Origin of the sequence: Flavobacterium sp. (genome assembly GCF_052437795.1) — a bacterium.
Classification (GTDB): Bacteria; Bacteroidota; Bacteroidia; order Flavobacteriales; family Flavobacteriaceae; genus Flavobacterium.
The window spans coordinates 553690-564512 of the sequence record NZ_JBQVPA010000004.1 but is presented as its reverse complement, the minus strand read 5'-3'; the positions used below and the strand labels follow the sequence as shown (position 1 = coordinate 564512).

Annotated in this window: 9 protein-coding genes; 4 read left to right on the top strand and 5 right to left on the bottom strand. The window is 44.5% G+C overall.

Annotated features, from left to right (window positions below; translation table 11 throughout):
* Positions 1 to 329: 329 nt before the first annotated feature.
* Together ACT6R0_RS15415 and ACT6R0_RS15410 are read left to right on the top strand one after the other, a co-directional pair.
* Positions 330 to 2312 carry an ATP-binding protein gene (locus ACT6R0_RS15415; RefSeq protein ID WP_444653842.1) on the top strand — a complete coding sequence of 661 codons (1983 nt, stop codon included), beginning with the start codon at positions 330 to 332 and terminating at the stop codon, positions 2310 to 2312.
* Entirely contained in the window at positions 2309 to 2944 is a 636-nt protein-coding gene (locus ACT6R0_RS15410) for a response regulator (RefSeq protein ID WP_444653844.1), read from the top strand. Before ACT6R0_RS15415 ends, ACT6R0_RS15410 begins: the two co-directional genes overlap by 4 nt.
* Before the next feature lie 36 nt (positions 2945 to 2980).
* On the opposite strand, the gene ACT6R0_RS15405 is transcribed toward ACT6R0_RS15410, so the two are convergent.
* Complete coding sequence (locus ACT6R0_RS15405) at positions 2981 to 3745, bottom strand: SDR family NAD(P)-dependent oxidoreductase (RefSeq protein ID WP_444653845.1); 765 nt, start codon at positions 3743 to 3745, stop codon at positions 2981 to 2983.
* Positions 3746 to 3865: 120 nt separating this feature from the next.
* Complete coding sequence (locus ACT6R0_RS15400; protein WP_444653846.1) at positions 3866 to 4795, bottom strand: helix-turn-helix domain-containing protein; 930 nt, start codon at positions 4793 to 4795, stop codon at positions 3866 to 3868.
* Positions 4796 to 4969: 174 nt separating this feature from the next.
* On the opposite strand from ACT6R0_RS15400, the gene ACT6R0_RS15395 reads away from it, so the two are divergent.
* On the top strand, positions 4970 to 5797 hold the full coding sequence (locus ACT6R0_RS15395; protein ID WP_444653847.1) for an alpha/beta fold hydrolase: 828 nt from the start codon (positions 4970 to 4972) through the stop codon (positions 5795 to 5797).
* A gap of 90 nt (positions 5798 to 5887) precedes the next feature.
* The gene (locus tag ACT6R0_RS15390) at positions 5888 to 6334 is read left to right on the top strand and encodes a hypothetical protein (protein ID WP_444653848.1); all 447 of its coding nucleotides are present in this window, start codon (positions 5888 to 5890) and stop codon (positions 6332 to 6334) included.
* 152 nt (positions 6335 to 6486) lie between these two features.
* Here ACT6R0_RS15390 and ACT6R0_RS15385 read toward each other — a convergent pair whose 3' ends face one another.
* From ACT6R0_RS15385 to gldJ, 3 genes are all read right to left on the bottom strand, one after another.
* The gene (locus ACT6R0_RS15385; protein WP_444653849.1) at positions 6487 to 7644 is read right to left on the bottom strand and encodes a DUF3095 domain-containing protein; all 1158 of its coding nucleotides are present in this window, start codon (positions 7642 to 7644) and stop codon (positions 6487 to 6489) included.
* Positions 7645 to 7733: 89 nt separating this feature from the next.
* A complete protein-coding gene (locus ACT6R0_RS15380; protein ID WP_444653851.1) occupies positions 7734 to 9014 on the bottom strand; it encodes a UDP-N-acetylmuramoyl-tripeptide--D-alanyl-D-alanine ligase in 1281 nt (426 codons plus the stop codon).
* Between the two features lie 63 nt (positions 9015 to 9077).
* On the bottom strand, positions 9078 to 10757 hold the full coding sequence (gene gldJ / locus ACT6R0_RS15375; protein ID WP_444653852.1) for a gliding motility lipoprotein GldJ: 1680 nt from the start codon (positions 10755 to 10757) through the stop codon (positions 9078 to 9080).
* Positions 10758 to 10823 lie beyond the last annotated feature (66 nt).

Genomic DNA, 10823 nt, shown 5'->3' with positions numbered 1-10823 from the left:
ATGGTACTGCATCTTGTGGGAGAGTATGTCATCGCCTTTTTTTAGAACCCCTTCATCATAACGATGAAGGGGTTTTTGTTTTGGGAAGTTTAGGAAAATCACCCTTTGTTGATATGTATTACAATAATACTGTCATTAAATTGGCTATAGATACTGGTAGCGTCTCAGTATGTTGATGTATATTATACCTATAAGTAGGTATTTCCAATACTCATCCTTTCTTATATTTTTGATGTCATAAATCTGGAGTTTGATTTTTATATAGGAGGATATGTGTCTAAAAATCACTAAATTTCAGCGGCTGCTTATAGCCACGATATAAACACCATATGATAAGATACCTGGTTTTCATACTGATGAGCTTAGTAGCATGCAAGAGCTTTTCCCAAGAGGGAAAGTCATTGGAACTTGCATTGAAACAAGCCAGCCACGACACCGTCCGCTGCCGTTTGATACACGAATATATTTCTGAACTTTATGATCTCGACGATAAATTAAAGTATAATCTTGAACTCGAAAAAATAGTTGAAAAGAATCTTTCGAATAATGACTTAAATGAGGCAGAGCGAAAGCTATTCATACATCACAAAACAAATGTTCTAAATGTTTATGGCTACTATTATCAAAATGCTAAATTCCCCAAACTTGAACTGGCTATAAAATACCACCTGGAAAGTGTAAAGCTAAGTCGGGAGATCGGTGATGAAGAGAGCATCGGTTCGTCATACTGCAACATTGGCTTTGCTTATGAAGATCAGGGTAACCTGCGGCTTGCTATCGATTACTATGATAAAGCGTTGAAAATATTCCGAAAGGTTAATGACAAGCTACTCGAAGCAGTTGTGCTCAATAACCTTGCATATACCTATCAGTCCCAAAAGAACTATGATAAAGCCCTGAAGTATTTTTTTGAAGCCCTTGAAATCCGAAAGCAAGCGCTTAATGGAAAGGAGGATCCAAATCTCGCTATGTGTTACAATAACATTGGTTTGGTATATAATAAAAAAGGAGAACTTGAAAAGGGCCAGGAATACTACAAGCAAGCGCTTGATATATTTGTTAGAATGAAACACCGTTATGGTGAAGGATTGGTGCTGAATAATATCGGTGATAACTATCTCCAGCGGTATAACAAACTTGAAAAGAGAGAAACAGCGTTTTTGGATAAGGCAATAGAAAATTTTGAAAAAAGCCTTGCGATATGGAATGAAGAAGAAGATTGGGAAAGCAAGTCAATTACTCTAAAAAATATAGGTACGGTATTTTTAAACCGTGGCGACATTGCTAAAGCCATATCCTACGGTCAGGAAAGTTATGAGCTTGCAAAAAAAGTTGGTTTTCCAAAATCCCTTAAAACGAGTTCGTTACTTTTATATGATGCATACGAACGAAATGGGGATTATAAAAATGCCTACTTCTTTTATAAATTGTATAACAAAATGGATGATTCCATTACTAATGAACAAAATAAAAAACAGCTTATCGAAAGGGATTTCGAATATCAGTATGATAAAAAGGAAGCACTGATGATTCAAAAAGCCAAAGCGAATGAAAAACGTAATACCATCATACTTATTTCGACAGCTGCTATTGCCGGTTTGATACTGATATTCATTTTCATCTGGCTTCATTTTTACAAGAAGCGTAAGGCAACCGAAGAACTCTTGCGGCAAAAACAATTATCCCTTGATGTCGCCGAATCAGAACGACGCCGTATCTCGGCGGACCTGCATGATGATCTTGGCTCGGGCATTGCGGGCTTAGCGATCGCTACCGGCCTCCTTGCAAAAAGCCAGGACATTGATGAGATACGACGTGATGCTGTTAAGATAGCAGAAAATAGCCAAAAGGTGAGCCGCAGGCTTAGTGAGGTAATTTGGGAACTAAATATGGAGCACGATAATCTCGAGGACCTTTTATTATTTATTCAAAAGCAAGGTAAAGATCACTTTTCGGCGACAGGAATTAATTTCTCAATGATACTACCCCTCGACATTCCAAAGATAGATGTTCCCGGATATGCCAGGCGGCAGATCTATTTAGCGGTTAAAGAGTGCTTTCATAACATTGTAAAACATTCGGATGCGGATACTGCGCGTTGCGAAGCCGAATTTAATGAACGGCTTACCCTCATAATATCCGACAACGGCAAGGGCTTTGACATAGGTTCCAAAAGTGGCGGGGAAGGCCTTAAAAATCTTAAGTACAGGCTTGCTAAAATTGACGGTGATGCAGATATCCGGTCTTCATCAGCAGGGACTGTCATTACTTTGTCAATGTCTATCAATACCAAATACCACAACAATAAATGAAAACCATAGTATTATTAGAAGATGATGCCGTGTTTCGCGAAAGCGCTTCTGAGGCTATTGCGAGAACTCCAGGATTGGAAACCATTGGCGCATTCTCTAAAATAAAAGATCTGATGATCGAGTTGCCAGATCTCTATCCGGATCTTTTTTGGCTTGACATCAGCCTGCCCGACGGAAGCAGTATTGAATATATACCAAAAATAAAGCAAATGTATCCGCACACCCTTTGCCTGGTCTGCTCTATGCATAATGACGACGACAGAATATTCAGTGCGCTAAAGGTTGGCGCCGATGGTTACCTCCTAAAGAATTCTGGTATCGACAAAATGATCGACGGCGTGCATGAACTTTTTGCCGGAGGTTCGCCTATGAGTCCATTCATTGCCCGTAAAGTGTTGCAGTCAATGAGAGAGCCACAAACAGATGGTAAGGCGGCTTTTGAAGACCTGACCGCAAGGGAAGTAGAGATCCTCTCGGCACTGGCCCAGGGTTTCCTGTATAAGGAAGTTGCCGATCGCCATAACATAAGCCTGGAGACAGTAAAAAAACACACGCAAAACATATATCGCAAGCTCCACGTACAGAACAGGAGCGAGGCCATTATAAAGTATTTAAAAGGCTCAGTAAAATAATAAAAAAGCCCGGAGCAATGCCCAGGGCTTTTCAGTTTACAGGAAGATGCCTCCCGATACCTCTATCCGCTGGCCGTTGATCCATCCGGCTTCATCCGTGCAAAGGAAAGCCACAACACCGCCAATGTCATCCGGCAGCCCTACACGTCCCAAAGCTGTAATACCGGCTATATGATTGTTCATTTCCCTGTCATCGCGCACCCTTCCACCGCCAAAATCGGTTTCTATGGCACCAGGCGCTACCACATTGACCGCAATGCCACGATGTCCCAGTTCTTTTGCCAAGTAACGCGTAAGTACCTCTACCGCGCCTTTCATTGATCCGTAGGCAGATGAGCCGGGAAATGAAAAGCGAGCCAAGCCTGATGCAATGTTGATGATCCGCCCGCCGTCATTCAGGAAAGCCAGGGCCTTTTGGGTTAGGAAGAATACACCTTTATAGTGAATGTTCATCGCATTATCAAACTGCTCTTCGGTTGTTTCTGCAAACGGTGCATAAAGCGCAGTGCCCGCATTATTGATAAGGATATCGAAGTTGCTGCTGCCCGTCTTTTCTTTTAAATGTGCTGTTACATTGCTGAAGAAGCTGTCAAACGTTGCTATGTTTCCGGCATCAAGCTGAAAGGCCACTGCCTTTTGCCCAACGGACTGTATCTCTGCAATTACCTTATCGGCTTCGTCTTTGTTAGTATGATAGGTCAGTACCACATCAATCCCTTTTTTGGCAAGTGCCAATGCCATATTCCTGCCCAATCCGCGGCTGCCGCCGGTTACCAGTGCGATCTTGTTCTTTAAATTCATAACGTTTATAATTTGATACGGCAAATTTCGTACAAACCTATTAGGTGCAGTTTGCCGTAATCAATCTGTTTTTTGCAAGAATCAAATTTCATTTATCTGAAGCAAAGGCTCAGGCATGTGTCATGTGCGAAAAGCAAGCGGTGATACACCTGCCAGCTTTTTGAAGAAATTTGAGAAATGTGCTACCTCCTCAAAGCCGAGTGAACGCGCTATTTCCGAAACATTCCAATCTGTTTGCCGTAGAAGGATCTTGGCTTCCTGGGCGATCCGGCTGCTGATGAAGTCGGATGTTGTGCGGCCCGTACTTTCACGTAGTACCTTGTTCAGGTGGTTTACGTGTATGGCAAGCTTCTCTGCATAGTCTTTCGGGGTTCGGAGCTCCAGCTGCTGTCCTGCAGAAGTAACTGGGAATTGCCGCTCAAGCAACTCGATAAAAAGTCCTGTAACGCGGGCCGAAGCCGTGGGGGTAGTATAAAGCGTAATGTCCGGCTGCAGCTTTTGTCCATAGTGGATGAGTTCCATTACATAGTTGCGCAACAGGTCATATTTAAATGCATAATCAGAATCGAGCTCAGAAAACATCTTTTCGAAAATGGCTTCAACTTCTTTGGCTTGTGGTCCTGTTAATTGAAAAACAGGGTAACCGCCGGGTTTGAAGATAGGCAGTTCATCCAGGCGCACACCATTATGGGATGATGCAAGGAACTCGTGGGTAAAAATGCAAAAACTGCCTGACTGCTCGTCGTCCTGTGGTATATAGTTGTATGGGATCTTGGGGGAGGCGAAAAGGAGTCCGTGCTTATTAATGTCGATGATCTTATCGGCATATTCGGCGCGGTTGTGCCCGTTAATGAGGCTGATCTTGTAATAGGTACGCCGGTTGTAAGGCATGGTTTTGGTCTGCTTTACCTTTTTGCGCATAGCTGCGGTACCAAATACATTAAAGTGTCCGATCTCTTTATTGATGCCCTCGGGAAGTATGATGCTTAATTCGTTCTCATCTGTAAATCCCATTTCCCGGTAAAAGTCACGTAATGATGCTGTTTCCATCTGCTTGTTTGCGTAAATCAAATATAAGGAAAAATGCGTTGTTCGTCAGGTCTGTTTTCTTCAGTTCAATGATCAGGCTACGCATTATTGCCCCGTTCGCCCCTTGTGATCGGCACAGATGCCCCCTGTTTTAAATTAATGATCTACTAAATTTACGATATTAAATACGATCTTATGACAAGAAATAGTTTTACAGCAATGATCCTTACTATAACTACCGGTATTACTGCTCAGGAAAAGGGCGGCTATGCGGAATTGAACGGCCTGAACATTTATTATGAGATACACGGTTCAGGAGATCCTGTTGTTCTCTTGCACGGAGGCGGCTCGACCATTGATTCTAATTTCGGGCGCATTATCCCGTTGTTAGCCAAAACCTATAAAGTCATTGCCATCGAATTGCAGGCGCACGGCCACACAGCCGACCGCAGCCAGCCACTGAGCTTTGAGCAGGATGCCGATGATGTAGCCGCACTATTGAAAAAACTTTCCATTTCCAAAGCCCACATTATGGGTTTCAGTAATGGGGGCACTACAGCAATGAAAGTAGCTATTCGCCATCCGGAAATTGTGGATAGGCTTATCCTGGCTTCGGCCGTTTACAGCCGTGAGGGGATGTTCCCCGGTTTTTTCGACTATATGAAAGGCGCTAAGTTTGACGACATGCCGCAACCACTCAAAGATGCCTACCTTAAAGCAAGTCCCGGAAATAGTAAAGGTCTGGTTACAATGTTCAACCGTGACGTGGAGCGTATGGTCAATTTTAAAGACATAAGCGAAGAGTTGGTAAAAAGCATAAAGGCGTCAACACTTGTCATCAACGGTGATAAGGAGGCAGTGCAAAGCACGCATGCCCTGAAACTGTCGCAGCTTATCCCTAACGCCAGGCTGCTAATCCTTCCTTCCGGCCATGGCGATTACATTGGCGAGATATGTACACCTGTGATCGATCCCGCTATGTATGAAAGGGTAGTGGGGATGATCGGTGACTTCCTTAATTAACGCACCTTTACCATGCTTTTACACTATTACTAACATACTTGCCTCATTTTTAATCGGAACTTTATAGATCTGAATTAAAACAAAATAGCCATGAATAAAGTACATAATTACCTCGCGGGCCTTGGAGGGGCGATAGCCCTCAACGTACTGCACGAATCTCTCAAGAAAAAAGACAGCGACATGCCGCGGGTTGACCTGCTGGGTGAAGAAGCGCTGCAAAAAACATTACAGCATTTCGGTACCCGGATAGATGATAAGAAAAACCTCTACACTGCTACGCTCGCCGGCGACATCATTAGTAATACCATGTTTTATGGAATGATAGGCAACGGCGACCGTGACTACCTGTTTACCCGGGCTATTGCTTATGGGCTTGCCGCAGGAGTAGGGGCAGTTACTCTCCCGAAACAGTTGGGGCTGGATGAAGGACCTGTGGCACAAACCAATAAGACTAAAGCACTTACCGTGGGCTATTACCTTACCGGTGCATTGGTAACGGCGGGACTTCTGAAACTGCTGTCTAAGTCGTCAAAATAGTGTAATTTTTTTGGAGTCCTTTCCACTGTGTTGCGCGTCGGGGTGTGCGCTATATGCTCAGTTGCTAAAGGCGCGGATATTGCTTTCCATGCCTCTTTGGACCTAGACCGCCTTTGACGCAAGGCACATTTCACCCGGCCGAATTTTCGGTGTTATACGTGTTGCCCGCTGTGCAATTTGCCTTTCAGCATTCGTGCAGCCTGTGTATAGCCACCTTCGCTGCCGTCTACAAAATGAATGTGACCGTCTTCCATGTCGCGTACATAGCACGACATGACCGAAGCGTTGCTTACGTGCAGGCCGTAGAGTATGCTGCCCTCTTTCTCCATTGTTTCTAATAGCTTTTGCAAATCTTCCCGTTGGCGCGACGACCCCGTGATCACCGTGTTTATTTTACCGTCGATCACCAGTGTGTCCGACATCTCGACAAGACGTTCCAAATAGCGCTGCCCATTTTTGGTGTTGAACCAAATGTAGCCGTACAGCGTGATAAACCATGTCTTCAATAATTCCAGCCATTTTATCCGCCCCAAGCGGGCGCGCATCTCAGTGCCAAGCCGGCTAAAGGTGGTTTTCAGCTTCAGTTTGTTTACCGATATTGGCTGTCTTTTCTCAGGCGGTCCATAAAGCTCGTCTAATTTTTGTAGTACCCTGCCTAAAGCTTCCGGCTGTTGGGTTACGTGTCGCGCAATTACCAGCAGGCTCACTATCTCTTCCTTATCAATAGGAGGCGGTATCTTATCCCAACGGCATTGCATGCCCGTAAGATCGGGTTCCGCTTGGCCGACAGGTGGATCTGTAAGGTGATCTTCAGCCTTAATTACCTTTTCGGCATAAGCCAGGCCATTGCCCAAAACTATCGGTACAAGGAAGGTCTTGGAGCTGCTGTATTTTGCGATCAATATTTCGTAGCCGCGATCATAAATAGTTTTTACTGGCAGTATACCTGTGCGTAATTCCATTCCAAAGTTGTCGCGTGTATTCCCGGCGTATCGTGTGAGCGATCTCATAATATCATCGGCCAGTATGGAGGGGATTAGGAAAGTAGCGCCGTCACCTCCAAAAAAGAAAGGCAGGGTAATATCGCTGTTGTAGGCAATGTTAAGGACCGATACAATGCTTCCGGCAGCAATAAGGTTTACGTCCTCGTGCCTGCCATCCATAACGGCCCCGGTAGAGTTTTTTATGTCTGTAATGATTACAAGCCAGTCATCCGGAACAGGATGGAATAATGAAGCGTCCGGAACCAGTTGGCTCAGCGACATCCGGTGAGCCGGAAGCTCAGCATAAAATCGCTCGGAATTTGTCATTTATATAATTAGCAGGTAATCAAAGATAACGAATTAAAACGCAGCAGGTTTTAAAGTTATGTTAGAGTTTTACCTGATACGATGTAATATCAGATCACATCCAGCAACCTTTCGAGCGCCATTCCCCGCGATCCTTTTATCAGGATAATATTGTTGCTGAAAGATTTGCCAATAATATATCCTTTAAGGGCATCAAAGCTTTCAAAAAAGTGCAGGTGGGCATCGCTGGTTTTATTGGCATAAAAGTATTTGCCTACAAAATATGTCTCAATGTTCTCTTCTTTTGCAAGCAGGGTAACAAGCTTTTGATGCTCTTCATGGCTTTCTTCACCAAGTTCGAACATGTCGCCCAGTATGGCGATCTTGTTTCCCTCAAGCTGCCTGAAGTTGGCGATCGCCGCCGCCATGCTGCTCGGATTAGCATTGTAGGCATCCATGATAATGCTGTTGCCATTCTTCTCCATAAGCTGCGAGCGATTGTTTGATGGGATATAACCCTCGATCGCTGCCTTGATCTTTACATCGCTTACGCGAAAGTAGGTGCCTATCGCTATGGCCGCGCTTATGTTGGCCGCATTGTATATGCCTATAAGGTGCGACTGTATATCAAGTCCTTTGTATTGAAGCTTTACCATGGGGGCTGCTTCTACGGCTTCTATGCGAACATCGCAATTATATTCTTCTTTGGCAAAGGTAAATCGGGGTAGCTTATCAGTTTTCTCTTTTTGAATGGGGTCGTCCAGGTTTACGAATGCCATTTTGGTATGGCTTTCAAGATAGGCATAAAGTTCGCTCTTGCCTTTTATTACACCTTCGAATCCGCCGAATCCTTCCAGATGTGCTTTCCCGAAGTTGGTAATATACCCGAAGTTGGGCTCAGCTATGGAGCAGAGCAGCTCAATTTCTTTTTGATGGTTGGCACCCATCTCTACGATACCTATTTCTGTGTCTTTGGTAAAGGAAAGTAGTGTAAGCGGTACGCCTATATGATTGTTCAGGTTGCCGACAGTGGCAGTAGTGGTATATTTTTGCGAAAGCACGGCATTGATGAGTTCCTTAGTAGTCGTTTTGCCATTGCTGCCGGTGAGGGCTATTACAGGCAAACCGAGTTCTCTCCGGTGGTGCCGGGCCAGCTGCTGCAATGCTTCAAGGCTGTCAGGTACAAGCAACATCCTGTCATCCGATCTATATTCGTGGTCATCTATGACCACATACCTTGCACCTTTAGCAAGTGCTTCGGCGGCAAAAGTGTTGGCATCAAAATTATCGCCTTTCAGGGCAACGAAAAGGCACCCGGGCATAATTTTCCGGGTGTCGGTGGATAGGGAGCTGCATTGCAGGAAGTGGCTGTATAATTCGGCGGTTTCCATATAGTATGTAAAAAAATAAAAGCCCTAAGATAGGGCTTTTATTGTATATTTTAAATCGAAATATTATTTGTTACGGGCTGTCTTCTTGCCTGATTTTGGTCCAACTTTAGACATTGCGCAACGGAACCCGATGTAGTCTGTTGCCATATCTTGTGGGAAGTACCTCCTTTGTGCAGGGTCAAGCCAGTAAGCGCGATCCCTCCATGAGCCACCTTTGTAAACCCTTACGTTATCATTGATAAGCGTAGTCCTTTTTGAAGATGTGTCATATTTCCTTACCATGTTGCCAACGCTGTCTTTAGACACAAGGTGCTTAGGAGAGTGGTACATCCTTTCAACCTCTTTGTCAGAAGGTGTAGCTTCTTCTTCAGATGTTCCAAAGTCAAAGTAACGTGTAGACTGCTTGTCACCATCCCTGAAGTTCCTGTTGTCAGCCTTGGTGTAGTTCTGCCTTAGATAGGTATCATCAGAAGTTATCTGCTGTTGCGCGATCTGGCCAGGCAGGTTCCTGTACTGTATCCTTCCGTTGGCAAGCGTATCATATTCGATAGTCTCAGAAGTTACGATCTCAGCCCTTCCGTCTTCACCGATCTTGTTTTTCATGTACACGTTACCCCTGTAGTAGTTGAAGTCGTTAGCTTCATCATCTACTATCGGACGGTAAACGTCTGCTACCCATTCTGCAACGTTACCAGCCATGTCATAAAGGCCGAAGTCGTTTGGTGGGTATGATTTTGCCGGAGCAGTGATGTCCGCATTATCGTCAGACCATCCTGCGATCCCGCCGTAGTCACCTTTACCTTGCTTAAAGTTGGCAAGCTGGTCACCTTTAGACTGGCGCTTAGAGTTACGGGTGTACTGGCCTTTCCAAGGATATTTTTTGTTACCCCTGTACAGGTTGTATTCGCGGTTGCCTACAAGTGCTACAGCTGCATATTCCCACTCAGCTTCTGTTGGAAGCCTGTACTCAGGAAGTATGATGCCCGATGACCTTTGTGCATATACGTTTTTAGCATCTTCTTTAGAAGCCAGTTTGTTGCCTTTACCTTTTAGTACGATCTCCTCGTTACCGCCGTAAGCTTTAGTAGGGCTTTCAAGGTATGCTTCGGTACTGAAAGTGCTTTCCGCACTCCTGTCTACTACTTTTGCATCCTTTTTAAGGAATTTTTCTTTTTCAAGCATCAATTCGTTCACGCGGTCTGTCCTCCACTTGCTGAATTCTACAGCCTGGATCCAGTTAACGCCTACTACAGGGTAGCTGCTGTATGCAGGGTGCCTAAGGTAGTTGTTGGTCATGGTTTCGTTATAACCAAGTGCGCTCCTCCATACTAATGTATCAGGAAGGGCACCAACATAAATATTCTTGTAATTTTCCTCTGTAGGTGGGAAAACAGTTTTTAGCCAGTCAAGGTATTCCATGTACATTACATTGGTCACCTCTGTTTCATCCATATAGAAAGACTGGACGTGTTGCTGCGTTGGAGTGTTGTTCCAATCGTGCATAACATCATCCTGAACCCTGCCCATGGTGAATGTTCCGCCTTCCACTTCAACAAGGCCCGGAGCTGTTTCCTGTCCCTTGTACTTTGAATTGTGCTGGAAACCACCTTTCTTGTCATTGATCTTCCAACCCGTAGCCGTGGACGTATTACCGCTGGAGTTTTTCTTGCTACAACCGGTAAAACCAACCGTTATCGCCAATGCGACCAACAATTTTAAAGCCGTGATTTTGTTAACTTTCATCTTTCTGTAGGTAAATAAATTTCGTGGCGCAATATAATAATTAACCATTAAACTGCAACACGTTTT

What these genes read in the sequence shown, in the direction of transcription:
- ACT6R0_RS15415 (WP_444653842.1), top strand. Translation starts at nt 330, where the DNA reads ATGATAAGATACCTGGTTTTCATACTGATGAGCTTAGTAGCATGCAAG.
- ACT6R0_RS15410 (WP_444653844.1), top strand. Translation starts at nt 2,309, where the DNA reads ATGAAAACCATAGTATTATTAGAAGATGATGCCGTGTTTCGCGAAAGC.
- ACT6R0_RS15405 (WP_444653845.1), bottom strand. Translation starts at nt 3,745, where the DNA reads ATGAATTTAAAGAACAAGATCGCACTGGTAACCGGCGGCAGCCGCGGA.
- ACT6R0_RS15400 (WP_444653846.1), bottom strand. Translation starts at nt 4,795, where the DNA reads ATGGAAACAGCATCATTACGTGACTTTTACCGGGAAATGGGATTTACA.
- ACT6R0_RS15395 (WP_444653847.1), top strand. Translation starts at nt 4,970, where the DNA reads ATGACAAGAAATAGTTTTACAGCAATGATCCTTACTATAACTACCGGT.
- ACT6R0_RS15390 (WP_444653848.1), top strand. Translation starts at nt 5,888, where the DNA reads ATGAATAAAGTACATAATTACCTCGCGGGCCTTGGAGGGGCGATAGCC.
- ACT6R0_RS15385 (WP_444653849.1), bottom strand. Translation starts at nt 7,644, where the DNA reads ATGACAAATTCCGAGCGATTTTATGCTGAGCTTCCGGCTCACCGGATG.
- ACT6R0_RS15380 (WP_444653851.1), bottom strand. Translation starts at nt 9,014, where the DNA reads ATGGAAACCGCCGAATTATACAGCCACTTCCTGCAATGCAGCTCCCTA.
- gldJ (WP_444653852.1), bottom strand. Translation starts at nt 10,757, where the DNA reads ATGAAAGTTAACAAAATCACGGCTTTAAAATTGTTGGTCGCATTGGCG.